Raw genomic sequence first — 25,328 nt, forward strand, 5'->3', positions numbered from 1 at the left:
GCGTCCCGTGGGGTCACGACACGCCGGAGCGGGCCTCCAGAGCGGTGCGCTGGGCGCGGACGAACGCCGCATTCACCACCGAACCGTGCCCGGGGACGTACAGCGCGTCCTCCCCGCCGAGGGCGAGCAGCCGGTCCAGCGCCGCCGGCCAGCGGCCGGGGGCCGCGTCCGGGCCCGCCTGCGGCTCGCCGGACTCCTCGACCAGGTCGCCGCAGAAGACGAGTCCCGGGCTGCCCGGGACGAGGACGGCCAGGTCGTGGCCGCTGTGGGCCGGGCCGAGGTTCGCGAGCAGCACCCGGAGGCCGCCGCCCAGGTCCAGGGTCCGCTCGCCGGTGACCCGATGGCGCGGGGTGACCAGGACGTCGGTCGCCTCGGCCGCCCGGTCCGCGGGCAGCCCGTGCCGCACGGCGTCCTCGTACAGGCCGTCGCGGCGCCACGCGGACACGGTGTCCGGGCCCCCGGCGCCGTACGTCTCGGCGCCCGCGAAGACCGCGGTGCCGAGTACGTGGTCGAAGTGCGGGTGGGTGAGCACGACGTGCGTCACGCGGGTGTGCGCGCCGAGCAGCCGCCGGACGTCGGCGTGCAGCCCGGCCCCTTCACGGAGTGAGGATCCCGTGTCGATCAGCAGGGCCGCGCCGGAGCCCGCGACCAGCCCGGCCGTGGCGTCCCAGCCGGGCAGCCGGATCCGGCCCGCGCGGGGCGCGAGTTCCTCCCAGCCCGCGGCCTTCCAGTCGATGTGCGTGCCGCCTTCGGCATGACCTTCCATACGGCGACGCTAGCGGCCTTGCCGGGCCCGTACCCGTCGGCCGTACACTGAGCCGGGGACTCCTGGCACTCACCCGCAGCGAGTGCCAGACCAGAAAGATCGCTCAGGCCGAAGCTGGAGGTGTGCGCCGATGCTCAGTGAACGCAGGCTCGAAGTGCTGCGCGCCATCGTCCAGGACTACGTGGGCACCGAGGAGCCGGTCGGCTCCAAGGCGCTCACCGAGCGGCACCGGCTCGGCGTCTCCCCGGCGACCGTGCGCAACGACATGGCCGCCCTGGAGGACGAGGGGTACATCGCCCAGCCGCACACCAGTGCCGGGCGGATCCCCACCGACAAGGGGTACCGCCTCTTCGTCGACAAGCTCACCGCGGTGAAGCCGATGACCGGACCCGAGCGGCGCGCCGTCCAGAACTTCCTGGAGGGCGCCGTCGACCTCGACGACGTCGTCGGCCGCACCGTGCGGCTGCTCGCGCAGCTGACCCGGCAGGTCGCGGTCGTCCAGTACCCGTCCCTGACCCGGTCCACGGTGCGCCACGTCGAGCTGTTGTCGCTGGCGCCCGCCCGTCTGATGCTCGTACTGATCACGGACACCGGGCGGGTCGAGCAGCGGATGATCGACTGTCCCGCGCCCTTCGGGGAGTCGGCGCTGGCGGATCTGCGGGCCCGGCTCAACAGCCGGGTCGCGAGCCGCCGTTTCGCGGATGTGCCGCAGTTGGTGCAGGATCTGCCGGAAGCCTTCGACGCCGAGGACCGCGGTACGGTCGCGACGGTGCTCTCCACCCTGCTGGAGACGCTGGTCGAGGAGTCCGAGGAGCGTCTGATGATCGGCGGCACCGCCAATCTCACCCGCTTCGGACATGACTTTCCCCTCACCATCAGGCCCGTCCTGGAGGCACTGGAGGAGCAGGTCGTGCTCCTCAAGCTGCTGGGTGAGGTGGGCGATTCGGGCATGGCCGTACGCATCGGTCACGAGAACGCCCACGAGGGACTCAACTCCACGTCCGTCGTGTCGGTCGGCTACGGTTCGGGCGGCGAGGCAGTAGCCAAGCTCGGCGTGGTCGGACCGACCCGCATGGATTACCCGGGAACGATGGGAGCAGTACGCGCAGTGGCACGTTACGTCGGACAGATCCTGGCGGAGTCGTAAGTGGCCACGGACTACTACGCCGTACTCGGCGTGCGCCGCGACGCTTCCCAGGACGAGATCAAGAAGGCTTTTCGGAGGCTCGCCCGCGAGCTGCACCCGGACGTGAATCCGGATCCGAAGACCCAGGAGCGGTTCAAGGAGATCAACGCCGCCTACGAGGTGCTCTCCGACCCGCAGAAGAAGCAGGTCTACGACCTGGGGGGAGACCCCCTGTCGCAGTCCGGCGGAGGCGGCGCGGGAGGCTTCGGCGCCGGCGGGTTCGGGAACTTCTCGGACATCATGGACGCGTTCTTCGGGACGGCGTCGCAGCGCGGCCCGCGCTCGCGCACCCGTCGCGGCCAGGACGCCATGATCCGGCTGGAGGTCGAGCTGGACGAGGCCGCCTTCGGCACCACCAAGGACATCCAGGTCGACACGGCGGTCGTCTGTACGACCTGTAGCGGCGAGGGTGCCGCGCCGGGGACCTCCGCGCAGACCTGTGACATGTGCCGCGGCCGCGGCGAGGTGTCGCAGGTGACGCGGTCCTTCCTCGGCCAGGTCATGACCTCGCGGCCGTGCCCGCAGTGCCAGGGCTTCGGCACCGTCGTGCCCACCCCGTGCCCGGAGTGCGCCGGTGACGGCCGCATCCGTTCGCGGCGGACGCTGACGGTGAAGATCCCGGCCGGTGTGGACAACGGCACGCGGATCCAGCTCGCGGGCGAGGGCGAGGTCGGCCCCGGCGGCGGCCCCGCCGGCGACCTGTATGTCGAGATCCACGAGCTGCCGCACCCGATGTTCCAGCGGCGCGGCGACGACCTGCACTGCACGGTCACCATCCCGATGACCGCGGCGGCCCTCGGCACCAAGGTGCCGCTGGAGACGCTCGACGGGATGGAGGAGGTCGACATCCGGCCGGGCACCCAGTCCGGGCAGTCGATCCCGCTGCACGGGCGCGGTGTGACGCACCTGCGCGGCGGCGGGCGCGGTGACCTCATCGTGCACGTCGAGGTGATGACCCCGCAGAAGCTCGACGCCGAGCAGGAGCGGGTGCTGCGCGAGCTCGCCAAGCTGCGCGGCGAGGAGCGGCCGACCGGCCAGTTCCAGCCCGGTCAGCAGGGCCTCTTCTCGCGGCTGAAGGACGCCTTCAACGGACGGTGAGCCGGTGGTCGGGGGCTCGGGGTGATCTTCCCCGGGCCCCTTTCCGCCGCGCCGCCCGCACCGTCCCCCGCGCCGCCGCCCGGGCCCCCGCGGGCCGCGATTCGGCCGGTCGGGAAGCACGTGGCACGATGCCGGTATGTCCTCCTCCGCACTGGCTGATCTCTGTCACTGCCCGATCGTTTCGGCCCCCATGGCGGGCGGCGCGTCGCGGCCCGAGCTGGTGGCCGCCGTGTCCGAAGCGGGCGGGCTCGCCTTCCTCGCCGCCGGGTACAAAACCGCCGACGGGATGTATGAGGAGATCCAGCGGGTCCGGGGACTCACCGGCCGGCCCTTCGGCGTCAACCTCTTCCTGCCGCAGCCCGAGTACGCCGACCCGGCCGCGGTCGAGGTGTACCGCAACCAGCTCGCCGGCGAGGCCACCTGGTACCAGACGCCGCTCGGCGACCCCGACAGCGGACGCGACGACGGCTACGACGCCAAGCTGGCCATCCTCGTCGACGACCCGGTGCCGCTGGTCTCCTTCACCTTCGGCTGCCCCACCCGCGAGGTCGTCGACGCGCTGCGCCGGGTCGGCACCCTCACGGTGGTCACCGTGACGACGGCGGCCGAGGCGCGGGCCGCGGAGGCCGTCGGCGCCGACGGCGTCTGTGTGCAGGGCATCGAGGCGGGCGGCCACCAGGGCACCCACCGCGACGCCGCCGAGACCGACGGCAGCGGGGTCGGACTGCTCGCGCTCCTCGCCCAGGTGCGCGAGGCCGTGCGGCTGCCCGTCGTCGCGGCCGGCGGGATCATGCGGGGCGCCCAGATCGCCGCCGTGCTCGCGGCCGGCGCCGACCTCGCGCAGCTCGGCACCGCGTTCCTGGTCACCCCCGAGTCCGGAGCGCCCGACCTGCACAAGCAGGCCATGACCGATCCGCTGTTCACCCGCACCGAGCTGACCCGGGCGTTCTCCGGGCGGCCCGCGCGCGGCCTCGTCAACCGGTTCCTGCGCGAGCACGGCCCGTACGCGCCCGCCGCCTACCCCGAGGTGCACCACATGACCTCGCCGATCCGCAAGGCCGCCGCCAAGGCCGGGGACCCGCAGGCGATGGCTCTGTGGGCGGGGCAGGGGCACCGGCTCGCCCGGGAACTGCCCGCCGGACAGCTCGTCGAGGTGCTCGCCGCCGAACTGGCCGAGGCCCGGGGTGCGCTGGGCCGGCGGGGTGCCGCGTGACGGCGCCGGTGTTCGTCGTCGACGGGCCCGTCCCCGACGCCCGTCCGTACGTCCTCGACGGGCCCGAGGGGCGGCACGCCGTCTCCGTGAAGCGGCTGCGGGCCGGGGAGCGCGTGGTGCTCACCGACGGCCTCGGCGCGTGGTGCGAGGGCGTCGTCACGGGCAGCGAGGGCAAGGACCGGCTGCTCGTCGACGCGGGAGCGCTGCGCACCGAGCCGGCGGAGCGGCCCCGGATCACCGTCGTCCAGGCCCTCCCCAAGGGCGACCGGGGCGAGCTCGCCGTCGAGACGATGACCGAGACCGGCGTCGACGCGATCGTGCCGTGGGCGGCGTCGCGCTGCATCACCCAGTGGCGCGGCGAGCGCGGCCTGAAGGCGCTCGGCAAGTGGCGGGCCACCGCCCGCGAGGCCGGCAAGCAGTCGCGCCGGGTGCGGTTCCCCGAGGTCGCGGAGGCGGCGTCCACGAAGGAGGTCGCCGCGCTGCTCGCCGGGGCCGATCTCGCGGTCGTCCTGCACGAGGACCGCGACCACGCCGGCGCCGCGCTGGCCTCGGTGGACCTCCCGGCGACCGGGGGCATCGTCCTCGTCGTCGGCCCCGAAGGTGGCGTCTCCCCCGAGGAGCTGACGGCGTTCGCCGCCGCCGGGGCGCTGACCTGCCGCCTCGGCCGCAGTGTCCTGCGCACCTCGACGGCCGGGACGGCGGCGGCGGCGCTGCTGCTGGGCCGCACCGGCCGCTGGGGCTGAGCCCGCGCGCGGGCCGCGACGCCCGCGACCGTGTCCGCAACTGCTCTGTCGCGCGGGGAGCCGGGGTGGCATCCTGCCGCCCATGGGGGCATCGAGGGACAGCGGTGGGCGGGGCTCGCGGCTGCCGGCGCTCGCCGTGGTGTTCGTGGCCGCCGCCGGGGCCGGCGCCGTGGCCTGCCGGCCCGTGGACGGGAACCTGAACCCGTCGACCGTGTCGTCCACCACCGACCAGCGGGGCACGGCCGAGCTGGAACGGCACGGCGTCCGGGTGCGCTGGCTCAGCTGCGGCGGCTCGTACGCCGATCGCGCCACCGGTGGCGGCTCGTCGGCGAAGGACGTGCGCGTCGACTGCCGCGGGCGCACCACGGACGGCAAGGACATCGTCCTGACCGGGACCGTGTACGGGGTGGTCTCCGGCAAGTGCGTGCGCGGCTCGTTCACCGCGCGGACCGACGGCGCGCCGCTGTTCCGCGCCGGTGTGCTCGGCAACTGCGCGGCCCCCGACGCCACGACCCCGCCGCCGCCCCGGCAGTCGGACGTGCGGCAGCCGTCGGCGAAGCCCCGGCCGGTCGAGACCCGGACGGTGACCGAGACCGTCACCGCGCCGCCCCCCGACCCGGGCGACCCGGCCTCCCCGGCCACCCCCGGACAGGCGGCCGCCCGGTGACCGGGAGACCGCGCACGCGGACCGCCCCGCCCCGCCCCTCTGCGCTTCCCGCACCCGCACGGCGCGTCGGGGGCTTTCACCGCCGGGGGCGGGACCGGTGCCGGTGCCGGGCCCGGGCGCCGTGATCGATACCATGCGGCCAGCCCGCGACCCCTCGCAAAGGAGCCCCGCACATGCCCGGTGAACCCCAGGCGGACTGCCTGTTCTGCAAGATCGTCGCGGGGGACGTCCCCGCCACCCTGGTCCGCGAGACGGCGACCACGGTCGCGTTCCGGGACATCAGCCCCCAGGCCCCCACCCACATCCTGGTGATCCCGCGCCTCCACCACCCCGACGCCGCCTCCCTGGCCGCCGCCGAACCGGCCGTCGCCGCCGACGTGCTGCGCGAGGCGGGCGAGGTCGCCAAGGAGGAGAAGCTGGACAGCTACCGGCTCGTGTTCAACACGGGCGGCGGCGCCGGCCAGACCGTCTTCCACGCGCACGTCCACGTCCTCGGCGGCCGCGGCCTCCAGTGGCCCCCCGGATAGGCGCGGCCGACTCCCATGTCCGTACGTGAATTCGTCGTCCTCGGCACCGCCAGCCAGGTGCCCACCCGGCACCGCAACCACAACGGCTACCTGCTGCGCTGGGACGGCGAGGGCATCCTCTTCGACCCGGGCGAGGGCACGCAGCGGCAGATGCTGCGGGCCGGCGTCGCCGCGCACGACCTGAACCGGATCTGCGTCACGCACTTCCACGGCGACCACAGCCTCGGCCTCGCCGGGGTCGTCCAGCGGATCAACCTGGACCGGGTCCCGCACCCGGTGACCGCCCACTACCCGGCGTCGGGCCAGCGGTTCTTCGACCGGCTCCGGTACGCGACCGCGTACCGCGAGACCGTCGGGATCACCGAGGAACCGGTCGACGGGGACGCCGCGGTGCTCGCCGAGACGCCCGGCTACCGCCTGGAGGCGCGCCGGCTGTCCCACCCGGTCGAGTCGTACGGCTATCGCCTCGTCGAGCCCGACCGGCTGCGGATGCTGCCCGAGCGGCTGGCGGCCCACGGCATCGCGGGGCCGGACATCGGCCGGCTCCAGCGGGCGGGCGAGCTGCGCGGGGTCACACTGGCCGACGTCAGCGAGACGCGGCGCGGACAGCGGGTCGCGTTCGTGATGGACACCCGGATGTGCGAGGGCGTCACGGCGCTCGCCGAGGGCTGCGACCTGCTGGTCATCGAGTCGACCTTCCTCGACGAGGACGCGGGGCTCGCCGCCGACCACGGTCACCTGACCGCCGGGCAGGCCGCCGCGGTCGCCCGCGACGCCGGGGTCCGCCACCTCCTGCTCACCCACTTCAGCCAGCGCTACGCCGACCCCGAGGAATTCGCCCGGCAGGCGCGGGCCGCCGGATTCGAGGGCGGGCTGACGGTCGCCCGCGACCTGGACCGCGTCCCCGTCCCGAAACGGCGCTGATCAGCGGGCCGTACGATGAACGGATGTCCCACGCACCACTCGCGCCCCTCGGGTCGCACGCCCTGATCCCCAAGGCCGAGCTCCACCTGCACATCGAAGGCACCCTCGAACCCGAGCTGGCCTTCGAACTGGCGGCCCGCAACGGCATCACCCTGCCGTACGCCGACACCGAGGAGCTGCGCACGGCGTACCTCTTCGCCGACCTCCAGTCCTTCCTCGACCTGTACTACGCGCTGATGGCCGTCCTCATCACGGAGGACGACTTCGAGGCGCTGGCCGACGCCTATCTCGCGCGGGCCGCCGCGCAGGGCGTGCGGCACGCGGAGATCTTCTTCGACCCGCAGGCCCACACGGCGCGCGGAGTGGCGCTGGGGACGGTCGTGGAGGGCCTGTCGCGGGCGCTCGCGCGCAGCGTGGAGCGGCACGGCGTCTCCACCAAGCTCATCCTGTGCTTCCTGCGCGACCAGTCCGCCGAGTCGGCCCTGGAGACGCTGAACGACGCGAAGCCGTACCTGGACCGGATCGTCGGCGTCGGACTCGACTCCGCCGAGGTCGGCAACCCCGCGTCGAAGTTCCGCGAGGTGTACGAGGCGGCGGCCGCGCTGGGGCTGCGCAAGGTGGCGCACGCGGGCGAGGAGGGCGACCCGGGGTATGTGTGGGAGGCCCTGGACGTGCTCGGCGTCGAGCGCGTCGACCACGGGCTGCGCTCCCTGGAGGACCCCGCGCTGGTGGCCCGCCTGGTGCGCGACCGGATCCCGCTGACGCTGTGCCCCATGTCGAACGTGCGGCTGCGCGCCATCGACGTCCTGGAGGACCACCCGCTGGTCGCGATGATGGACGCCGGCCTGGTGTGCACGGTGAACTCCGACGACCCGGCCTACTTCGGCGGCTACGCGGGCGACAACTTCCACGCGGTCGGCGAGGCGCTCGCCCTGGACCACGAACGGCTGCGGGAACTGGCCCGCAACTCGTTCGTGGCGTCCTTCCTGGACGGCAGCGCCGAGGAGGAGGCGCTGCGGGCGCGCTACCTCGCCGAGGTCGAGGCGTACACCTTCGACGCCGTCGGCGGCTCCACGGACCGGTCCGCCTGATCCGCGCGCGCGGGGCCCGCCGTCGTGAAGTCGCCCTGGACCGGCTCGGGTCCGGCGTCGGGCCCGGTGGCGGGCACCTCGATCGCGTAGACCGGCTGCTCGGGCAGGCCGGACGGCGGGACGATCGCACCGACCGGGGCGCCGCTGCGGCGCCGGGCGGCGCCCGCGAACAGCGGCCGTCCGCCGGTGTGCAGGGCCACCGCGGTCAGCGGCACCGCGAGCAGGAGCAGCAGCGCGGCGAGGACCGCGCCCATCGCGGGGAAGCCCGCCGACTGCGACAGCGAACTGCCCACGAGCGGCCCGCAGGCGGTGCCGAGCGAGGACGCCGAGCCGACCAGGACCGCCCAGCGGCCGCGCGGGTCGAGGGAGGCGGCGAGGCCGAGCAGGTAGGAGAGCACCACCGGGTACAGGGTGTTCCAGGCGATCTCGCCGGTCGCGAAGGACCCCAGGCCGTCGGCGCGGGCGCTCAGCGCGATGCAGCAGGCGATGACCGCCGTGCCGGCCCCGATCGGGACCGCGCGGCCGAGCCGGGCGCCGAGCACGCCGGCGCCCAGCACGCCGAGGAGTCCGGCGCCGAGTCCGAGCGCGAAGACCGAGCCGACGGCGACCTCCGACAGGCCCGCCTGTTCGGTGCCGATGCTGCTGCTCACGCCCCACAGGGAGTTCTGCGCCATCGACCAGCAGACGATGACCGTGGCCAGCACCATCCCGGAACGGGCGTACGGCAGCGGTGACTTGGGCGCGGGGGCCGCGCTGTTGTCCGGGCCCGCCGGGGCGGCCAGGAAGTGGGTCGCGGGCCAGACGCACAGCGCGGTCAGGGACAGTGCCGCGAACGGCAGCCCGTGCCCGGTGCTGACCCGGGGGATCGTGAGGTAGAGGGCGCCGGCGAGCGCCGAGACGGACAGCAGGCCGAGCGTCGAGGCGCGGTGCGGGTCCTTCTGGGCGGCGATCCCGGTGGCGGCGACGGCCGTCGCGGTGCCCGAGCCGAAGCCGCCGAGCATCGCACCCGCGACGACCAGCGGGACGGTGGAGGCGAGGGCGGCGGTGCCGTAGCCGACGGCCGCGAGGAGCAGCCCGGAGCGGGCGGCGCGGCGCGCTCCGATCCGCTCGACGCGGGTCGCGAGGGTGAGGCCCGCGGTGGCCGAACTGAGCAGCAGCGCGCTGCCGATGAGACCGGCCTGGGTGGGGTTCAGGCGCAGGCTGTCGGCGATACGGCCGACGACCGTGGGCAGGAGATAGGCGGCGAGGTACCCGGCCGTGAAGAGGGCTATGAGGGCGGGCCGGGGGGTGCGCGAGGACACGGGCGTTCCTGTAGGACGGCCCCTCGCCGGGGGCGCGCGACAGCGCTGTTCCGGGCAAGGGGGTGGTAAGGCAGGGGAGTTGGGGAGCACGACGTCTTTGCGAACGGGACCGAACCGGGGACGTCGGGTGCGGCCAATTTGTATCAAGCCGAAGGCCCCGCACAGAAGGCGGGGCCTTGTGACCTGAGACACATGTGGTTTGGGGTCGGATCGGCCGGGTAATCGAGGGCTTTTTCGCTGCCGGTTCAGCGCCAGTCGGGGGCGCCGGGCACCCCTCGGCGGGCCGCCGCCTCGATCTTCGAGCGGACCTCCCGCATCACCGTCACGATCCGCTCCTCGTGCTCCGGCGTCAGCCGCACGACCGGCACCGAGCAGCTGATCGCGTCGTGCGCGGGGGTCGTCAGGCGCAGCGCGAAGCCGAAGCCCGCGATGCCCGCGACGGCCTCCTCGCGGTCGACCGAGTGGCCGCGCTCCCGGGTCGCCGCGAGGTCGGCGGCGAGCGCCTCGCGGGTGGTGTGGGTGTGCGCGGTGGCGCGGGGGTAGGGGCCGGGCGGCAGCGCGCCGTCGGCGCGCTCCGCGAGCAGCGCCTTGCCGAGCGCGCCCATGTGCGCGGGCAGCCGGCGGCCGACCCGGCTGATCGTGCGCAGGTACTCGTGGGACTCGCGGGTGGCGAGGTAGGCGACGTCGAAGCCGTCGAGCCGCCCGAGGTGGATGGTCTCGCCGAGCGCGTCGGACGCCTCGTCCAGGAAGGGGCGCGCGACGCGCACGCAGGGATCGGTGTCCAGGTAGCTGGTGCCGGTCAGCAGGGCGTGGATGCCGATGCCGTACAGCGAGCCGGTGACGTCCGTGCGGACCCAGCCGCGCGTGATCAGGGTGCGCAGCAGCGCGTACATGGAGCTGCGCGGGACGGCCAGCTCGTCGGCGAGTTCCTGGAGGCGGGCGGGGCGGTCGCCGCGGGCGGCGAGCACGTCGAGCAGCTCGACGGTGCGCGCCGCGGACTTCACCTCGCGGACGCCGCGGCTGGGCGGTTCCTCCTCTGGCATGGGCCGATCGTAAGGCGGCGCCGGGGCGCGGGGCCGCGCCGCCCCATTGACGCCGCGTGTTCGCGTATCTAATCTCCGTCTACATGTGTGGATGGCATCTACGTACGGAGACACCCAGGTGACCGAGACAGTGCGACGACTGCGCGCGGGCATGGCGCAGGGCGTGCTCTCCTTCCCGCTGACCAGCTTCCGGGCCGACGGCTCGCTCGACCTCGACGCCTACCGGGAGTACGTCGCCGCCCAGGCGGACTCCGGACCCGGCGCCGTCTTCCCCGCCTGCGGCACCGGCGAGTTCTTCTCCCTCGACGAGGACGAGTACCGGCGGGTCGTCACCGCCACCGTCGAGGAGTGCGCGGGCCGGCTGCCCGTCGTCGCCGGGATCGGCTACGGCTGGGCGCAGGCCGCCCGCTTCGCCCGCATCGCCGAGGACGCGGGCGCCGACGCCCTCCTCGTCCTGCCGCACTACCTGGTCAGCGGGCCGCAGAGCGGGCTCGTGGCGCAGGTGGAGCGGATCGCCGCGCTGACCCGCCTCCCGCTCATCGTCTACCAGCGCGACCAGGTCGCCTTCAGCGCCGACTCGCTGCGGCGGATCGCGGCCCTGCCGACCGTCGTCGGCCTCAAGGACGGCCACGGCGACCTCGACCGGCTCCAGCGCCTCACCCTCGCCGCGCCGGACGGCTTCCTGTTCTTCAACGGCGCCGCCACCGCCGAGATCCAGGCCCGCGCCTACGCGGCCGTGGGCGTCCCCGCCTACTCCTCCGCCGTGCACGCCTTCGCCCCCGAGATCGCCGCCGCCTTCTTCGCCGCCCTGCGCGACGCCGACCGGCCCCGCGCCGACCGGCTGCTGCGCGACTTCTACCTGCCCTTCGTCGAGATCCGCGACCGCGTCCCCGGCTACGGCGTCTCCCTGGTCAAGGCCGCCGCCCGGCTGCGCGGCCGCCCCGTCGGCCCGGTCCGCGCCCCGCTCGCCGACCCGGCCCCGGCCGACCTCGCCGACCTGGAACGCGTCCTCGCCGCCGGCCTCGACCTCGTGGCGGACACCGCCGCCTCCCCCCTCTCCGGAGCCGCCCGATGACCGACCTGACGATCACCGACGTCCGCCTCACCCCGATCCTCGTCGCCGACCCGCCCCTGCTGAACACCCAGGGCCTGCACCAGCCGTACACCCCCCGCCTCATCGTCGAGGTGGTCACCGCCGACGGCGTCACCGGCGTCGGCGAGACGTACGGCGACGCCAAGTACCTGGAGCTGGCCCGCCCCTTCGCCGAGCGCCTCGCCGGCCACCGGGTCTCGGACCTCAACGCCCTGTTCACGATCGCCGACACCGTCGCCGTCGACGACTCCCGGGTCGACCACCAGGTCGACGTCGGCGGGCTGCGCGGCGTCCAGAGCGCCGACAAGCTGCGCCTGTCCGTCGTCTCCGGCTTCGAGGTGGCCTGCCTCGACGCGCTCGGCAAGGCACTCGGCCTGCCCGTGCACGCCCTGCTCGGCGGCAAGCTCCGCGACAGCGTCGAGTACAGCGCCTACCTCTTCTACAAGAACGCCGAGCACCCGCCGGGCGTCCCGGCGGAGCGCGACGACTGGGGCGCCGCCCTCGACCCGGCCGGCGTCGTCGCCCAGGCCCGCCTCTTCCACGAGCGCCACGGCTTCGCGTCGTTCAAGCTCAAGGGCGGCTGCTTCCCGCCCGAGGAGGAGATCGCCGCCGTCCGCGCGCTCGCCGAGGCGTTCCCCGGCAGCCCGCTGCGCCTGGACCCCAACGGCGCCTGGTCGGTGGAGACCTCGCTCCGGGTCGCCGCCGAGCTGAAGGACGTCCTCGAATACCTGGAGGACCCGGCGCTCGGCACCCCCGCCATGGCCGAGGTCGCCGCCCGCGCCGGCGTGCCCCTCGCCACCAACATGTGCGTGACGACGTTCGCCGAGATCCAGGAGGCGTTCACCACCGGCGCCGTCCAGGTGGTCCTCTCCGACCACCACTACTGGGGCGGACTGCGCAACACCCAGCAACTGGCGGCCGTCTGCCGCACCTTCGGCGTCGGCATCTCCATGCACTCCAACACCCACCTCGGCATCAGCCTCGCCGCCATGACCCACGTCGCGGCCACCGTGCCGAACCTGCACCACGCCTGCGACTCCCACTACCCCTGGCAGGCCGAGGACGTCCTCACCGAACGCCTCGCCTTCGACGGCGGCCGGATCACCGTCCCGGACGCCCCCGGCCTCGGCGTCACCCTCGACCCCCGCAAGGTCGCCCGCCTGCACCGCCGCTGGCTCGACCCGTCGTACGCGCACCTGCGGGACCGGGACGACGCGGCGGCGATGCGGCTGCTGGACCCGCACTGGGCGACGCCCGCCGTCCCGCGCTGGTAGCCACGGTGGTGGGACGGTCGGGGAACGCTGGGGACATGGCACACGCGTCCGACGGCGCCCGGCCCGGTTCAGGCACACTGTCCGGACCCGCACCCCCAGGGAGGACCCCGTGCCACTCGCAGAGAGGCCCCGAACCGACCCCCTCGCCCCCCTGCGCACCCCCGCCGACCCGCCCTGCGACGTCTACCTGACCGGCACCGTCTTCCTCGACATCATCTTCACCGGCCTCGACTCGGCCCCGGTCCGCGGCACCGAGTCCTGGGCGCGCGGCATGGGGTCGAGCCCCGGCGGCGTCGCCAACATGGCCACCGCCCTGGCCCGCCTCGGCCTGCGCACCTCGCTGGCCGCGGCCTTCGGCGACGACCACTACGGCGAGTACTGCTGGGACACCCTCGAACAGGGCGAGGGCATCGACCTCGGCTACTCGCGCACCGTCCCCGACTGGCACTCGCCCGTCACCGTCTCCATGGCGTACGAGGGCGAGCGCACCATGGTGAGCCACGGCCACGAGCCGCCGCCCCAGGAACCCGCCCCGCGCTGCCCGCCGCGCTCCCGCGCCGCCGTCGCCTCCCTGGCCCCGGGCGTCGACGAACCCTGGGTGGGCGAGGCCGCCCGCCACGGCACCCGGATCTTCGCGGACGTCGGCTGGGACGACACCGGCCGCTGGGACCTGGCCGCGCTGCCCGACCTCGGCCAGTGCGAGGCGTTCCTGCCCAACGCCGAGGAGGCGATGCGCTACACCGGCACCTCCTGCCCCCGCGCCGCCGCCCACGCCCTCGCCGAGCACGTCCCGCTCGCCGTCGTCACGCTCGGCGCCGAGGGCGCCTACGCCGTGGACGGCCGCACCGGCGAGACCGCCTCCGTCCCCGCGATCGAGGTCGAGGCGCTCGACCCGACCGGCGCCGGGGACGTCTTCGTCGCCGGGTTCGTCACCGGCACCCTCGCCGGCTGGCCGCTCGCCGACCGCCTCGCCTTCGCCGGACTCACCGCCGCCCTCTCCGTGCAGGAGTTCGGCGGCTCCCTGTCGGCGCCGGGCTGGTCCGAGATCGCCGCCTGGTGGAAGCGGGTGCGGACCTACGCCGACCAGGACCGGGCGGCGCTGAGCCGGTACGCCTTCCTGCACCCGCTGCTGCCCGAGACGTCCCGGCCGTGGCCGCTGCGCCGCGCGGTGCCGACGATCGGCTTCGGCAGGTCCGCGTAAAAGCGCTTGTCGGGTCCGCGGCGGCCGTGCCACAGTGGCGGCCGCCGTCACCCGACGGCGACCGGCCCTCCCACCCTCCGAGGACTGAAGCCCATGGACCCGGCGACCTCCAGCGGCCGCCGTCGGTACTGACACCGGTACCGGGCGCCCACGCCTCCTCACGGCGGCCCCACGCACCCACCGTTGTGCGCATTTCTCACGTGAGGGACCCACCATCACCATGGACCACGACGTCCAGCGTTTCACCGTCGCCCACCTGCGCCGCCGCCCGGCGGCCGTGGAGCGCGGCGGCTTCGTCCTCGGCTTCGACCCGGACACCACCAGCCCCTTCGTCAACTACGCCACCCCGCTGCCCGGCGCCGCACCCGGCCCCGCCGACGTGGCGGCGCTGATCGCCGCGTTCCGCGAGCGGGACCTCGTGCCCCGCCTGGAGTTCGCGCCCGACGCCGCGCCGCGGGCGGCCGCCGCGCTCACCGCGGCGGGCTTCACCGCCGAGGCCGAGCACACCTACCTCGTCTGCACCGCCGACACGCTCGCCCCGCCGGTGGCGGGCCCGGCCGTCACCGCACCCGAGTCCGACGCCGACTACCTGCACCTCGACGGGGCGCTCGCCGAGGCGTTCGGCGGCGCGTTCCCGCCGAGTCCGCAGGGCGCGGCCCGGCTGCGCCGCACCGCGCAGGGCGGCGGCGCCGTCCGGCTCGTGCGGGCCGCGGACGGGACCGTCGCCGGCGGCGCCCTGTGCAGCGCGCCCGCCGCGGGCACCGCCGAACTGGCCGGTGTCGGCACCCGCCCCGCCCACCGCGGCCGGGGCATCGCCGCCGCCGTCACCGCCGAGCTGGCCCGCACGATGCTGCACGAGCGCGGCACCGGCTCGGTGTGGCTGGAGTACGGCGGGCAGGACTCCCGCCGGGTCTACGAGCGCGTCGGCTTCCGGCCGACCGGCACCCGCCGGTACGCGCGGCTCGACGGCTGACCCCGGCCCGCGGACCGCAGCGGCCGGGGCCCGCCCCGGCGGCCCCGGCCGTATCCGCGAACCCGCTCGGCGTTGTCGTACCCGCGCCGTACCCTTGGCGGTGTGACACCCGCAGCGAGAATCCGCAGTTTCCATCAGCCCGTACGGGGAGGAAGCAAGGGCCACCGGCCCGGCTCATGACGCAGACACCATCCAGCGCCCGCGCGCAGTTCACCGTCCCGGCCAAGCACCCCATGGTCGAGATCCTGGGATCCGGCGACGCACTGCTGCGAGTGATCGAGAAGGCCTTCCCGGAGGCCGACATCCATGTCCGGGGCAATCAGATCAGCGCGACCGGAGAGCCCGCGGAAGTGGCCCTCGTCCAGCGCCTGTTCGACGAGATGATGTTGGTCCTGAGGACGGGAGCCCCGATGACCGAGGACGGCGTGGAGCGTTCCATCGCCATGCTGAAGGCGACGGAGAGCGGGGAGGGCGACGGCGCGGAGACCCCCGCCGAGGTCCTCACGCAGAACATCCTGTCCTCGCGGGGCCGCACCATCCGGCCCAAGACGCTGAACCAGAAGCGGTACGTCGACGCGATCGACAAGCACACGATCGTCTTCGGCATCGGCCCCGCCGGCACCGGCAAGACGTACCTGGCGATGGCCAAGGCCGTGCAGGCCCTCCAGTCCAAGCAGGTCAACCGCATCATCCTGACCCGCCCCGCGGTGGAGGCCGGCGAGCGCCTCGGCTTCCTGCCCGGCACGCTCTACGAGAAGATCGACCCCTACCTGCGTCCGCTGTACGACGCGCTGCACGACATGCTCGACCCGGACTCGATCCCGCGCCTGATGGCGGCGGGGACGATCGAGGTCGCGCCGCTGGCGTACATGCGCGGCCGCACGCTCAACGACGCGTTCATCATCCTCGACGAGGCACAGAACACGAGCCCCGAGCAGATGAAGATGTTCCTGACCCGGCTCGGTTTCGAATCGAAGATCGTGATCACCGGTGACGTGACGCAGGTCGACCTGCCCAACGGCACGAAATCGGGGCTGCGGCAGGTGCAGGAGATCCTGGAGGGCCTCGACGACGTGCACTTCTCGCGCCTGTCGTCCCAGGATGTCGTGAGGCACAAGCTGGTCGGCCGTATCGTCGACGCGTACGAGAAGTACGACACCGAGCACGGCACGGAGAACGGCACCCACAAGGGCCGCCCCAGAGGGAAGTAGAGAACCAACAGCGTCATGTCGATCGACGTCAACAACGAGTCCGGAACCGAGGTCGACGAGCAGGCGATCCTCGACATCGCCCGCTACGCCCTCGCGCGGATGCGCATCCACCCGCTCTCCGAGCTCTCGGTGATCGTCGTGGACGGCGACGCCATGGAGCAGCTGCACGTGCAGTGGATGGACCTGCCGGGGCCGACGGACGTCATGTCCTTCCCGATGGACGAGCTGCGTCCGCCGATGAAGGACGACGAGGAGCCCCCGCAGGGGCTCCTCGGTGACATCGTGCTCTGCCCCGAGGTCGCGAAGAAGCAGGGCGCCGAGGCGCCGACGGAGCACTCCATGGACGAGGAGCTGCAACTGCTCACCGTGCACGGCGTGCTGCACCTGCTCGGCTACGACCACGAGGAGCCCGACGAGAAGGCCGAGATGTTCGGTCTCCAGGCGGCCATCGTGGACGGCTGGCGCGCGGAGAAGGGGATCGACGGTCCGTCGCCGGCCCCGACGGTCTCATGAGCCTCTCCCTGATCGCGGGCGCCGTCGCGCTGGTCGTCGTCGCCTGGCTGGCGGCGTGCGCCGAGGCCGGCATCGCCCGCACCTCCAGTTTCCGCGCCGAGGAGGCCGTCAGGTCCGGGCGGCGCGGCAGCGCGAAGCTCGCCCAGGTCGCCGCCGACCCGACCCGCTACCTGAACGTGGCGCTGCTGGTCCGCGTCGCCTGCGAGATGGCGGCCGCGGCCCTCGTCACGTACGCGTGCCTGGAGCAGTTCAGCCGGACCTGGCAGGCGCTGCTCGTCGCGATCGGCGTCATGGTCCTGGTGAGCTATGTCGCCGTCGGCGTCTCCCCGCGCACCATCGGCCGCCAGCACCCGCTGAACACGGCGACCGCGTCCGCGTACGTGCTGCTGCCGCTGGCCCGCGTCATGGGCCCGATCCCGCCCCTGCTGATCCTCATCGGCAACGCGCTGACGCCCGGCAAGGGCTTCCGCCGCGGCCCGTTCGCCTCCGAGGCCGAACTGCGTGCCATGGTCGATCTCGCCGAGAAGGAGTCCCTGATCGAGGACGAGGAGCGCCGCATGGTGCACTCCGTCTTCGAGCTGGGCGACACCCTGGTCCGCGAGGTCATGGTGCCGCGCACGGACCTCGTCGTCATCGAGCGCTACAAGACCATCCGCCAGGCGCTCACGCTGGCCCTGCGCTCCGGTTTCTCCCGGATCCCGGTCGTCGGTGAGAGCGAGGACGACGTCGTCGGCATCGTGTACCTGAAGGACCTCGTCCGCAAGACGCACATCAACCGCGACTCCGAGGCCGAGCTGGTCTCGACGGCGATGCGTCCGGCGGCCTTCGTCCCCGACACCAAGAACGCCGGGGACCTGCTGCGCGAGATGCAGCAGCTGCGCAACCACGTCGCCGTCGTGATCGACGAATACGGCGGCACCGCCGGGATCGTCACCATCGAGGACATCCTGGAGGAGATCGTCGGCGAGATCACCGACGAGTACGACCGCGAGCTGCCACCGGTGGAGGAGCTGGGCGAGGGCCGGGTCCGGGTCACCGCGCGGCTCGACATCGGCGACCTCGGTGAGCTGTACGGCATCGAGGAGTACGACGACGAGGACGTGGAGACGGTCGGCGGGCTGCTCGCCAAGGCGCTCGGCCGGGTGCCGATCGCGGGCGCGTCCGCGCTGGTGACGCTGCCGGACGGGCGGGAGCTGCGGCTGACCGCGGAGGACTCCGCCGGACGCCGGAACAAGATCGTGACGGTTCTGGTGGAGCCCATCGGCCCGAAGGGCGAGGAGGCCGAGTGACGCCGGCCGAACTGCGTCTGCTCTGCCTGTCGTTCAATGCGGCGGTGGAGGAGTTCCCGTTCGGCCCGCAGACCTCGGTCTTCAAGGTCCTGGGCAAGATGTTCGCCCTGTCCGGCCTGGACGCGCGCCCCCTGACGGTGAACCTCAAGTGCGACCCCGAGGACGCGATCCGGCTGCGCCGCGAGCACGAGGACGCGGTCCGGCCCGGCTGGCACATGAACAAGCGCCACTGGAACACGGTGGTGGTGGGCGGGCTGCCGAAGCCCTTCGTCCGCGAGCTGGTCGAGGACTCCTACGACCTGGTCGTGGCGGGGCTGCCGCGGGCGGAGCGGCTGAGGCTCGATCGCCCCTGAGGGGCGGATCCGGGGGCGCGCGGCGCTCGGACGGGCGGGAAAGTGTCGCCACAGGCCCCTCCCGCTGAGTGCGGCGGAGCGGCAGAATGGAAGACCGGTGGAGCCGGAACGGTGCCACTCCGCGATGCCGTGCCAGGAACCCCGGAGTGGTCACGTCGTGCGATGGCGTCCGCCGCATCTGGCCCCGGTCCCTCGGACCGGGGCCGGCCCTTTTCCCGCGGGTCTCCTAGAGGTGGGGGAGTACCCAGTCCACGAGGATCCTCTCGATGGCGACGAGGAGGGTGGCCCACGGGGCCGCGAGCGTGGCCCGCTCGGTCCACGTTCGGGTGCTGCGACGCCCGTCCGCGTTCTCGGGCATCGGTTCTGCTCCTTTCTGTCCCCACGCGGTGCCGTGGGAACTGCGCTGCCCACGTTCGGGTGAAACAGAAGTGCCTGAGTGGCCGGTGTGACCAGGGTCAACCTCCTTCACCGGGACGGGAGTTGACCACACGGCACCTGGATCCAGCGTAGCCTCGCGGGTGCGGATTGGACAGACCTGTTGGCGAGCCGCCTATACGAATCATCGGATCCGGTTCATCCGAAGAGGCTGATGCCATCTGCTACATAGCACTCTGCGCTACTCCGCACGGCCTAGCGGCGCCGATGTCGCACCGCGCCGGTCAGGTGTTTGTGCGGTGGACTGGCAGGGGAACTCACAGCTCGAAAGGTATCGATGAGTAAGGTACTAGTCTGCTACGTTGCACCCTGCTGGGTCCGATGGGGGGTGGAGCGGGCATGAGCGCTACCAGTGCGGCCTTGCAGCGGCTGCGACTGCGCACCGAACTCCGCCGTGCCCGGCTCGCCGCGGAGCTGACCCAGCGCGAAGTGGCCAAGTCCATGGAGTGGAGCCCCTCGAAGCTGATCCGCATCGAGGCCGGCGAAGTGGGCGTCTCGGTCAACGACCTCCGGCCGCTGCTGGCGGCCTACGGCATCACGGACCGGCGGAAGATCGACGAACTGCTCGATCTGGCCCGCGGCAGCCGGAAGATGCCCTTCGCCGAGTACCGCGACCTGTACGGCAAGGAGATGCTGCAATTCCTCTCCCTGGAGTCGGCGGCGTGGATCACCCGGCACTACAGCTCGCTGGTGATCCCCGGTGTCCTCCAGACCGAGGAGTACATGCGGGCCACGATGCGGGCGTTCGCCGCGCAGACCAACGAGGACCTCGTCGACCGCGCCGTCGAGGCGCGCCTCGCCCGCCAGGAACTGCTCGACGACACCGGCGACCGCCAGCTCTTCTTCATCCTCGACGAGTCGGTGCTGCGCCGCTCCACGGGCGGGCCCGGGGTGATGCGCGCCCAGCTGGAGCGGCTGGCGGAGCTGTCGGCGCAGCCGCACATCACCCTCCAGATCCTGCCGTTCAGCGCCGGCGCCCATCCGGCCATCCAGGGCCCCTTCACCCTCTTCGAGTTCAGGGTGGACGAGATGGAGGACGCGCTGTTCATCGAGGACTCGCGCGGCATCATCCTGGCCGGCACCTCGCCCGAGGAGACGCGCCGCTACCTGGAGCGTTTCTGGGAGCTGGAGGACCTGGCCGTCAAGGAGGACGTCGAGAAGCTGCTGCGGCGGCTCGCGGGCCGGGTCGAGGCGGGCAGTGACGACCTGCTGAGGCTGCTGGACGACGAGGCCGTCTGACCGGCCGTGCGGAGCGCCAACTTCCGTAAGTGACACGGAAGTTGGCGCGTTCCGCCATGTGCGCATCCGTGCGGGCGCTGGCTATGGTGGCAGCAGCGCTGTGTGTCCCCGCGCCGGCCGGCCCGGGGGCACCCCGGCGGGTTCTTCCGCAACCGGGGGTGGAGGAGAAGCGTTGGGCGAGTCGTGGACATGGCGTAAGAGCAGCGCGAGCACGGCGCCCGACCAGGCCTGCGTGGAGATCGCCTGGACCGGTGCCGCCGTCCTGGTGCGGGACTCCGTCCGGCCCGAAGGCGACGTGATCGCCTTCCCGGCCCGGGCCTGGCGGGACTTCCTCGTCCCCCTGGCCGACCCCGCGGGCGGGCGTCCCGGCGTCGGGCCCCGGTGACCCGCCTCCTTATGCTCACCCCATGACTGACAGCACCGACCTCGGCCCCGAGGACCGCAAGATCGTCACCCTGGCCCGCTCCGCCCGGGCCCGCAACGGCGTGCCCGAGGGGGCCGCCGTGCGCGACGAGACCGGACGCACCTATGTCGCGGGCACCGTCGCCCTGGACTCCCTGCGGCTCAGCGCGCTGCGCACGGCCGTCGCCATGGCCGTGGCCTCCGGCGCGCGGTCCCTGGAGGCGGCGGCCGTGGTCTCGGCGGCCGAGGAGCTGGCGGAGGCCGACCTCGCCGCCGTGCGCGACCTGGGCGGCAGCGGCACCCCGGTGTTCCTCGCGGCGGCCGACGGGACGGTCCGGGAGACCGTCGAGGCCCGCTGACCCCGAGGAGGCGTGGGTCACAGGGAAAGCCGCTCGCCCAGTAATAGAGCGGCTTCCGATGTCCGGACGTGAAGACGCTCACGTCGGCGGCCGGCCGGGACCAAGGTCCCGGCCCGCCCGGCCGTTCCCGGACCCCCGGGAGGCCGTGCGGGACAAGGGCGGAGGCGTTTCGGCCCGGGACCAAGGTCCCGGCGCGGCGCGGGCGGAAAGAGGGACCTAGGTCCCGCCGGTGGGACCTTCGCCTCATGGGGCAAACCCGGACACGGCGGTCATGGTGGAGCTGTTGCCCGGCGCCGATGCGTTTCGCAGCTCCCGCTTCTGGGAAGCGCCGGGCGGTCCCCGCTCCCGAACAAAGGTTTCTCTACGTGTTCTCCCTTGCCCGCAAGACCTCGTCCCGTGTCCGCGCCCTCGCCGTCGGCACCGCCCTCGTCGGCGCTTCCGGCGCCATGGTGATGGCCGGTACCGGCTCCGCCTCGGCCGCGACCTCCTCGGCCGGCTCCTGGGACGCCGTCGCGCAGTGCGAGTCCGGTGGCAACTGGTCCGCCAACACCGGCAACGGTTTCTCCGGCGGCCTCCAGTTCACCTCGTCCACCTGGGCCGCCTACGGCGGCACCCAGTACGCGGCCAACGCCCACCAGGCGAGCAAGGCCGAGCAGATCACCGTCGCCCAGAAGGTCCTCGCCGCCCAGGGCGCGGGCGCCTGGCCGCACTGCGGCGTGAGCCTGTAAGCAGCGGTTCCGCACCCGGCAGTCCCTGCCGGCGAGCGGTTCAGACGGCGTCGGGGCCCCGTTCGCCCGTCCGCACCCGCACCACGGTGTCGACGGGCACGGCCCAGACCTTGCCGTCACCGATCTTGCCGGTCCGCGCGGCCCGCACGATCGCGTCCATCGCGGGCTCCGCGTCCTCGTCCGCGACGACGACCTCGATCCGCACCTTCGGCACCAGGTCGACCCGGTACTCCGCGCCCCGGTACACCTCCGTGTGCCCGCGCTGCCGGCCGTAGCCGCTGGCCTCGGTCACCGTCAGACCCAGCACACCCATCTCTTGCAGCGCCGTCTTGACCTCGTCGAGGCGGTACGGCTTGACGACCGCGGTGATCAGCTTCATGGCGTGACCTTTCGGGCAGCGGGAGCGTGGGCGGGGTGCGTGGAGGCACTGAGGACGCCGTGATCGTACGCACTCTCCGCGTGCGTCGTCTGATCGAGGCCCGTCAGCTCCGCCTCGGCCTCCGCCCGGAACCCCAGCAGCCGGTCGACGGCCTTCCCGATCCCGTACGTGACGAGGAAGGTGTACGCGGCCACGACCAGCACGGCCAGCGCCTGCCGGCCCAGCTGCCCGGGCCCGCCGCCCTGGAACAGGCCCCGCCCGGCCGCCGAGCCGGTCATCGCCGACGTCGCGAACAGGCCGATCAGCAGCGTGCCCACCACGCCGCCGACGAAGTGCACGCCCACGACGTCCAGCGAGTCGTCGTAGTGGAACCGGAACTTCCAGGCGACGGCGTAGGAGCAGACGACCCCCGCCGCCAGCCCCACCACGGCCGCGCCCGGCACGCCGACCACCCCGCACGCGGGCGTGATCGCGACCAGCCCGGCCACCGCGCCCGAGGCCGCGCCGAACGTCGTCGGGTGCCCGTCCCGCCGCTGCTCCACGAACAGCCAGCCCAGCAGGCCCGTGCAGCCCGCGATCAGGGTGTTGAAGAGGGAGGCGGCGGCGAGCCCGTTCGCCCCGAGCGCCGAACCGCCGTTGAAGCCCAGCCAGCCGAACCAGAGCAGCCCCGCGCCCATGACCACCATCGGCAGGTTGTGCGGGCGCATGGCCTCCTTCTTGAACCCGATGCGCGGCCCGAGGACCAGGCACAGGGCGAGCCCCGAGGCGCCCGAGGCGATCTCGACGACCAGACCGCCCGCGAAGTCGAGGGCGCCGAGCCGGTGCGCGATCCAGCCGTCCGGGCCCCACACCCAGTGCGCCACGGGTACGTATACGAGCAGCGCCCACACCGGTACGAAGACGAGCCACGCCCCGAACCTCGTACGGTCCGCCACCGCCCCGCTGATCAGCGCCGCCGTGATGATCGCGAAGGTCAGCTGGAAGGTGGTGAAGAGGAAGGTGGGGACCGTGCCGGTGACCGAGTCCGGGCCGATGCCCGCCATCCCGGCGTGCGACAGGTCACCGATGAGCCCGCCGAACGCGTCGTCGCCGAACGCGAGCGAATACCCGGCGACCAGCCAGACCACCGTCACGAGGGCGATCGACACGAAGCTCATCATCAGCATGTTGAGGACGGACTTCGTGCGGACCATGCCGCCGTAGAACAGGGCGAGGCCCGGTGTCATCAGCAGCACGAGCGCGGTGGCGGCGAGCAGCCAGGCGGTGTCACCGGAGTCGAGGGCGGGAGCGGCCAGTGTCGTCGCGGTCATGCGGGCCAGCGTCACGGGCGCGCGTTTCCGAATCCCTACCCCGGCGTTTCCGCCGTGTTTCGTGTTGCCGGGGGGTTACCGGAAGCTCACCGTACTGCGGGCCCCCGGACATCAGGGAGAATGGGCGCCATGAGCGCTCGTACCCAGCAGTCCCAGCCCTCCGGGGAAGCCGTCCACCGCGCAGGTTTCGCCTGCTTCGTCGGCCGCCCCAACGCGGGCAAGTCCACCCTCACGAACGCTCTGGTCGGCAAGAAGGTGGCGATCACCGCCGACCAGCCGCAGACCACGCGGCACACCGTGCGCGGCATCGTGCACCGCGCGGACGCGCAGCTGATCCTGGTGGACACCCCCGGCCTGCACAAGCCGCGCACCCTGCTCGGCGAGCGGCTCAACGACATCGTGCGCACCACCTGGGCCGAGGTCGACGTGATCGGCTTCTGCCTCCCGGCGAACGAGAAGCTGGGCCCCGGCGACCGCTTCATCGCCAAGGAACTCGCGTCGATCAAGAAGACGCCGAAGATCGCCATCGTCACCAAGACCGACCTCGTCGACAGCAAGCAGCTCGCCGAGCAGCTCATCGCCATCGACCAGCTCGGCAAGGAGCTCGGCTTCGAGTGGGCGGAGATCATCCCGGTCTCGGCCGTCGGCGACAAGCAGGTCGGCCTGCTCGCCGACCTGATCGTCCCCCTCCTGCCCGAGGGCCCCGCGCTCTACCCCGAGGGCGACCTCACCGACGAGCCCGAGCAGGTCATGGTCGCCGAGCTGATCCGCGAGGCCGCCCTGGAGGGCGTGCGCGACGAGCTGCCGCACTCCATCGCCGTCGTCGTCGAGGAGATGCTGCCGCGCGAGGACCGCCCGGCGGACAAGCCGCTGCTGGACATCCACGCCTTCGTCTACATCGAGCGGCCCTCGCAGAAGGGCATCATCATCGGCCCCAAGGGCAAGCGCCTGAAGGACGTCGGCATCAAGTCCCGCAAGCAGATCGAGGCGCTGCTCGGCACGCCGGTCTATCTCGACCTGCACGTCAAGGTCGCCAAGGACTGGCAGCGCGACCCGCGCCAGCTGCGCAAGCTCGGCTTCTGATCAGTTCCCGGCCGGGCTCAGGTCCTGGAGCCCTATCACCCGCAGCAGTTCGAGGCGCTCGTACGTGTCCGTGCCCGGCCGCGCCGAGTGCACCACGAGCTGCTGGCCGTGCCCGTCGCTGAGCAGCACCTCGCAGTCCAGGTCGAGCGTGCCGACCACCGGGTGCAAAAAACGCTTCGGCGACGGGCGGCGCACCACCACCTCGTGGGTGCGCCACAGCTCCTCGAACTCCCGCGACCCGGCGCGCAGCTCGGCCACCAGCGCGGCCGGACCCGGGTCGTCCGGGCGGGCCGCGGTGACCGCCCGCAGGCCCGCCACGTGGGCGCGGCCGTGCATCTCGTGGTTCTCCGCCGGGAACAGCGCCCGCGTCTCGGGCCGCGCGAACCAGCGGCGGATCAGGTTCACCCCGGTCAGATCGCCGCTCAGCGCGATCGACATCGTGTTCTGCGCCAGGCTCTCGCCCCAGTCGCTGAGCACCGCGGCCGGCAGGTCGTGCAGCCGGTCCAGGATCATCAGCAGCCCGGGACGGACATGGCCCGACGAGGTGCCGGGCCGCGGCGGCTCCTCGCCGGCCAGATGGAACAGGTGGTCGCGCTCGGCGTCGGTCAGCCGCAGCGCGCGGGCCAGCGCGCCCAGCATCTGCCGCGAGGGGTGCGAGCCGCGGCGCTGCTCCAGGCGCGTGTAGTAGTCCGTGGACATCCCCGCGAGCTGGGCCACCTCCTCGCGGCGCAGCCCCGGCGTGCGGCGGCGCGCCCCCTCGGCCAGGCCCACGTCGGCGGGGGTGAGGCGGGTGCGGGCGCGGCGCAGGAAGTCGGCGAGTTCGGGTCGGTTCACCCCTCCAGCATCGCGCGGCGGCGGGCCGGTATCCAGGGAGCGCCGCTCCCTGGACAGGCGCGTCTCTCCCGCCGGCCGCCCGTCCGGCGCAGG

The 25,328-nt window shown here is 73.3% G+C and carries 28 protein-coding genes; 21 read left to right on the forward strand and 7 right to left on the reverse strand.

The window, feature by feature from the left end; all coding sequences use genetic code 11:
* Window positions 1–13: 13 nt before the first annotated feature.
* Complete coding sequence (locus ACIP5K_RS06145; protein WP_401405466.1) at window positions 14–766, reverse strand: MBL fold metallo-hydrolase; 753 nt, start codon at window positions 764–766, stop codon at window positions 14–16.
* 130 nt (window positions 767–896) lie between these two features.
* Between ACIP5K_RS06145 and hrcA the strand changes: the two genes are divergently transcribed.
* The 8 genes from hrcA to ACIP5K_RS06185 all read left to right on the forward strand — a co-directional run bounded on the left by hrcA (window position 897) and on the right by ACIP5K_RS06185 (window position 8,215).
* Window positions 897–1,913 (forward strand): heat-inducible transcriptional repressor HrcA, encoded by a 1,017-nt coding sequence (gene hrcA / locus ACIP5K_RS06150; RefSeq protein WP_401405468.1) that lies wholly within the window; start codon window positions 897–899, stop codon window positions 1,911–1,913.
* Entirely contained in the window at window positions 1,914–3,050 is a 1,137-nt protein-coding gene (dnaJ, locus tag ACIP5K_RS06155) for a molecular chaperone DnaJ (RefSeq protein WP_401405470.1), read from the forward strand.
* A gap of 136 nt (window positions 3,051–3,186) precedes the next feature.
* Window positions 3,187–4,263, forward strand: a complete 1,077-nt coding sequence (locus ACIP5K_RS06160) for a nitronate monooxygenase (protein WP_401405472.1) — start codon at window positions 3,187–3,189, stop codon at window positions 4,261–4,263.
* The gene (locus ACIP5K_RS06165) at window positions 4,260–5,006 is read left to right on the forward strand and encodes a 16S rRNA (uracil(1498)-N(3))-methyltransferase (protein ID WP_401405474.1); all 747 of its coding nucleotides are present in this window, start codon (window positions 4,260–4,262) and stop codon (window positions 5,004–5,006) included. Before ACIP5K_RS06160 ends, ACIP5K_RS06165 begins: the two co-directional genes overlap by 4 nt.
* A gap of 82 nt (window positions 5,007–5,088) precedes the next feature.
* Window positions 5,089–5,673 (forward strand): hypothetical protein, encoded by a 585-nt coding sequence (locus tag ACIP5K_RS06170; protein WP_401405476.1) that lies wholly within the window; start codon window positions 5,089–5,091, stop codon window positions 5,671–5,673.
* Window positions 5,674–5,846: 173 nt separating this feature from the next.
* Window positions 5,847–6,200 (forward strand): histidine triad nucleotide-binding protein, encoded by a 354-nt coding sequence (locus ACIP5K_RS06175; RefSeq protein WP_401405478.1) that lies wholly within the window; start codon window positions 5,847–5,849, stop codon window positions 6,198–6,200.
* Window positions 6,201–6,215: 15 nt separating this feature from the next.
* The gene (locus ACIP5K_RS06180) at window positions 6,216–7,124 is read left to right on the forward strand and encodes a ribonuclease Z (RefSeq protein WP_401405481.1); all 909 of its coding nucleotides are present in this window, start codon (window positions 6,216–6,218) and stop codon (window positions 7,122–7,124) included.
* Between the two features lie 23 nt (window positions 7,125–7,147).
* Entirely contained in the window at window positions 7,148–8,215 is a 1,068-nt protein-coding gene (locus ACIP5K_RS06185) for an adenosine deaminase (RefSeq protein ID WP_401405484.1), read from the forward strand.
* On the opposite strand, the gene ACIP5K_RS06190 is transcribed toward ACIP5K_RS06185, so the two are convergent.
* Both ACIP5K_RS06190 and ACIP5K_RS06195 read right to left on the reverse strand, forming a co-directional pair.
* Window positions 8,149–9,516, reverse strand: a complete 1,368-nt coding sequence (locus tag ACIP5K_RS06190; protein WP_401405487.1) for an MFS transporter — start codon at window positions 9,514–9,516, stop codon at window positions 8,149–8,151. The two genes, ACIP5K_RS06185 and ACIP5K_RS06190, sit on opposite strands and share 67 nt — an antisense overlap.
* A 245-nt stretch (window positions 9,517–9,761) precedes the next feature.
* Entirely contained in the window at window positions 9,762–10,559 is a 798-nt protein-coding gene (locus tag ACIP5K_RS06195) for an IclR family transcriptional regulator (RefSeq protein WP_401405490.1), read from the reverse strand.
* 91 nt (window positions 10,560–10,650) lie between these two features.
* Between ACIP5K_RS06195 and ACIP5K_RS06200 the strand changes: the two genes are divergently transcribed.
* The 8 genes from ACIP5K_RS06200 to ACIP5K_RS06235 all read left to right on the forward strand — a co-directional run bounded on the left by ACIP5K_RS06200 (window position 10,651) and on the right by ACIP5K_RS06235 (window position 18,466).
* Window positions 10,651–11,634: a 5-dehydro-4-deoxyglucarate dehydratase gene (locus ACIP5K_RS06200; protein WP_401405493.1), complete on the forward strand. Its 984-nt coding sequence runs from the start codon at window positions 10,651–10,653 to the stop codon at window positions 11,632–11,634.
* Complete coding sequence (locus ACIP5K_RS06205) at window positions 11,631–12,926, forward strand: glucarate dehydratase family protein (protein ID WP_401405496.1); 1,296 nt, start codon at window positions 11,631–11,633, stop codon at window positions 12,924–12,926. The genes ACIP5K_RS06200 and ACIP5K_RS06205 overlap by 4 nt, the downstream gene beginning before the upstream one ends.
* A 109-nt stretch (window positions 12,927–13,035) precedes the next feature.
* Complete coding sequence (locus ACIP5K_RS06210) at window positions 13,036–14,127, forward strand: carbohydrate kinase family protein (RefSeq protein ID WP_401405499.1); 1,092 nt, start codon at window positions 13,036–13,038, stop codon at window positions 14,125–14,127.
* 220 nt (window positions 14,128–14,347) lie between these two features.
* On the forward strand, window positions 14,348–15,100 hold the full coding sequence (locus ACIP5K_RS06215; RefSeq protein ID WP_401405502.1) for a GNAT family N-acetyltransferase: 753 nt from the start codon (window positions 14,348–14,350) through the stop codon (window positions 15,098–15,100).
* 176 nt (window positions 15,101–15,276) lie between these two features.
* On the forward strand, window positions 15,277–16,311 hold the full coding sequence (locus tag ACIP5K_RS06220; RefSeq protein ID WP_401405505.1) for a PhoH family protein: 1,035 nt from the start codon (window positions 15,277–15,279) through the stop codon (window positions 16,309–16,311).
* 15 nt (window positions 16,312–16,326) lie between these two features.
* Complete coding sequence (gene ybeY / locus ACIP5K_RS06225) at window positions 16,327–16,824, forward strand: rRNA maturation RNase YbeY (protein ID WP_401405508.1); 498 nt, start codon at window positions 16,327–16,329, stop codon at window positions 16,822–16,824.
* Window positions 16,821–18,113: a hemolysin family protein gene (locus ACIP5K_RS06230; RefSeq protein ID WP_401405511.1), complete on the forward strand. Its 1,293-nt coding sequence runs from the start codon at window positions 16,821–16,823 to the stop codon at window positions 18,111–18,113. Before ybeY ends, ACIP5K_RS06230 begins: the two co-directional genes overlap by 4 nt.
* Window positions 18,110–18,466 carry an MmcQ/YjbR family DNA-binding protein gene (locus tag ACIP5K_RS06235; protein WP_401405514.1) on the forward strand — a complete coding sequence of 119 codons (357 nt, stop codon included), beginning with the start codon at window positions 18,110–18,112 and terminating at the stop codon, window positions 18,464–18,466. Before ACIP5K_RS06230 ends, ACIP5K_RS06235 begins: the two co-directional genes overlap by 4 nt.
* Window positions 18,467–18,692: 226 nt before the next feature.
* On the opposite strand, the gene ACIP5K_RS06240 is transcribed toward ACIP5K_RS06235, so the two are convergent.
* On the reverse strand, window positions 18,693–18,824 hold the full coding sequence (locus ACIP5K_RS06240) for a hypothetical protein (RefSeq protein ID WP_401405517.1): 132 nt from the start codon (window positions 18,822–18,824) through the stop codon (window positions 18,693–18,695).
* A 416-nt stretch (window positions 18,825–19,240) separates the two neighbouring features.
* Here ACIP5K_RS06240 and ACIP5K_RS06245 point away from each other — a divergent pair, with 416 nt between their 5' ends.
* The 4 genes from ACIP5K_RS06245 (at window position 19,241) to ACIP5K_RS06260 (ending at window position 21,629) form a co-directional block, all read left to right on the forward strand.
* Window positions 19,241–20,140 carry a helix-turn-helix domain-containing protein gene (locus ACIP5K_RS06245; RefSeq protein WP_401405520.1) on the forward strand — a complete coding sequence of 300 codons (900 nt, stop codon included), beginning with the start codon at window positions 19,241–19,243 and terminating at the stop codon, window positions 20,138–20,140.
* 172 nt (window positions 20,141–20,312) lie between these two features.
* A complete protein-coding gene (locus tag ACIP5K_RS06250) occupies window positions 20,313–20,525 on the forward strand; it encodes a DUF397 domain-containing protein (protein WP_401405523.1) in 213 nt (70 codons plus the stop codon).
* A gap of 22 nt (window positions 20,526–20,547) precedes the next feature.
* A complete protein-coding gene (locus ACIP5K_RS06255) occupies window positions 20,548–20,901 on the forward strand; it encodes a cytidine deaminase (protein ID WP_401405526.1) in 354 nt (117 codons plus the stop codon).
* Between the two features lie 365 nt (window positions 20,902–21,266).
* Window positions 21,267–21,629 carry a transglycosylase family protein gene (locus ACIP5K_RS06260; protein WP_401405529.1) on the forward strand — a complete coding sequence of 121 codons (363 nt, stop codon included), beginning with the start codon at window positions 21,267–21,269 and terminating at the stop codon, window positions 21,627–21,629.
* 40 nt (window positions 21,630–21,669) lie between these two features.
* On the opposite strand, the gene ACIP5K_RS06265 is transcribed toward ACIP5K_RS06260, so the two are convergent.
* Both ACIP5K_RS06265 and ACIP5K_RS06270 read right to left on the reverse strand, forming a co-directional pair.
* Window positions 21,670–22,008, reverse strand: coding sequence for a P-II family nitrogen regulator (locus ACIP5K_RS06265; protein ID WP_401405532.1), 339 nt, complete (start codon window positions 22,006–22,008; stop codon window positions 21,670–21,672).
* Window positions 22,005–23,318 (reverse strand): ammonium transporter, encoded by a 1,314-nt coding sequence (locus tag ACIP5K_RS06270; RefSeq protein ID WP_401405535.1) that lies wholly within the window; start codon window positions 23,316–23,318, stop codon window positions 22,005–22,007. Before ACIP5K_RS06270 ends, ACIP5K_RS06265 begins: the two co-directional genes overlap by 4 nt.
* A 120-nt stretch (window positions 23,319–23,438) precedes the next feature.
* Between ACIP5K_RS06270 and era the strand changes: the two genes are divergently transcribed.
* Window positions 23,439–24,401, forward strand: coding sequence for a GTPase Era (gene era, locus ACIP5K_RS06275; RefSeq protein ID WP_401405538.1), 963 nt, complete (start codon window positions 23,439–23,441; stop codon window positions 24,399–24,401).
* Here era and ACIP5K_RS06280 read toward each other — a convergent pair whose 3' ends face one another.
* Window positions 24,402–25,235, reverse strand: a complete 834-nt coding sequence (locus ACIP5K_RS06280) for a helix-turn-helix transcriptional regulator (protein WP_401405541.1) — start codon at window positions 25,233–25,235, stop codon at window positions 24,402–24,404.
* Window positions 25,236–25,328: the final 93 nt, after the last annotated feature.

This window comes from Streptomyces sp. NPDC088785, assembly GCF_044750685.1.
Lineage (GTDB): Bacteria > Actinomycetota > Actinomycetes > Streptomycetales > Streptomycetaceae > Streptomyces.

Bases quoted from the DNA above. Each gene is read 5' to 3' on its own strand.
- ACIP5K_RS06145 (WP_401405466.1), bottom strand. From the start codon at position 766: ATGGAAGGTCATGCCGAAGGCGGCACGCACATCGACTGGAAGGCCGCG.
- hrcA (WP_401405468.1), top strand. From the start codon at position 897: ATGCTCAGTGAACGCAGGCTCGAAGTGCTGCGCGCCATCGTCCAGGAC.
- ACIP5K_RS06160 (WP_401405472.1), top strand. From the start codon at position 3,187: ATGTCCTCCTCCGCACTGGCTGATCTCTGTCACTGCCCGATCGTTTCG.
- ACIP5K_RS06170 (WP_401405476.1), top strand. From the start codon at position 5,089: ATGGGGGCATCGAGGGACAGCGGTGGGCGGGGCTCGCGGCTGCCGGCG.
- ACIP5K_RS06175 (WP_401405478.1), top strand. From the start codon at position 5,847: ATGCCCGGTGAACCCCAGGCGGACTGCCTGTTCTGCAAGATCGTCGCG.
- ACIP5K_RS06180 (WP_401405481.1), top strand. From the start codon at position 6,216: ATGTCCGTACGTGAATTCGTCGTCCTCGGCACCGCCAGCCAGGTGCCC.
- ACIP5K_RS06185 (WP_401405484.1), top strand. From the start codon at position 7,148: ATGTCCCACGCACCACTCGCGCCCCTCGGGTCGCACGCCCTGATCCCC.
- ACIP5K_RS06195 (WP_401405490.1), bottom strand. From the start codon at position 10,559: ATGCCAGAGGAGGAACCGCCCAGCCGCGGCGTCCGCGAGGTGAAGTCC.
- ACIP5K_RS06200 (WP_401405493.1), top strand. From the start codon at position 10,651: ATGGCATCTACGTACGGAGACACCCAGGTGACCGAGACAGTGCGACGA.
- ACIP5K_RS06205 (WP_401405496.1), top strand. From the start codon at position 11,631: ATGACCGACCTGACGATCACCGACGTCCGCCTCACCCCGATCCTCGTC.
- ACIP5K_RS06215 (WP_401405502.1), top strand. From the start codon at position 14,348: ATGGACCACGACGTCCAGCGTTTCACCGTCGCCCACCTGCGCCGCCGC.
- ACIP5K_RS06220 (WP_401405505.1), top strand. From the start codon at position 15,277: ATGACGCAGACACCATCCAGCGCCCGCGCGCAGTTCACCGTCCCGGCC.
- ybeY (WP_401405508.1), top strand. From the start codon at position 16,327: ATGTCGATCGACGTCAACAACGAGTCCGGAACCGAGGTCGACGAGCAG.
- ACIP5K_RS06230 (WP_401405511.1), top strand. From the start codon at position 16,821: ATGAGCCTCTCCCTGATCGCGGGCGCCGTCGCGCTGGTCGTCGTCGCC.
- ACIP5K_RS06240 (WP_401405517.1), bottom strand. From the start codon at position 18,824: ATGCCCGAGAACGCGGACGGGCGTCGCAGCACCCGAACGTGGACCGAG.
- ACIP5K_RS06245 (WP_401405520.1), top strand. From the start codon at position 19,241: ATGAGCGCTACCAGTGCGGCCTTGCAGCGGCTGCGACTGCGCACCGAA.
- ACIP5K_RS06255 (WP_401405526.1), top strand. From the start codon at position 20,548: ATGACTGACAGCACCGACCTCGGCCCCGAGGACCGCAAGATCGTCACC.
- ACIP5K_RS06265 (WP_401405532.1), bottom strand. From the start codon at position 22,008: ATGAAGCTGATCACCGCGGTCGTCAAGCCGTACCGCCTCGACGAGGTC.
- ACIP5K_RS06270 (WP_401405535.1), bottom strand. From the start codon at position 23,318: ATGACCGCGACGACACTGGCCGCTCCCGCCCTCGACTCCGGTGACACC.
- era (WP_401405538.1), top strand. From the start codon at position 23,439: ATGGGCGCCATGAGCGCTCGTACCCAGCAGTCCCAGCCCTCCGGGGAA.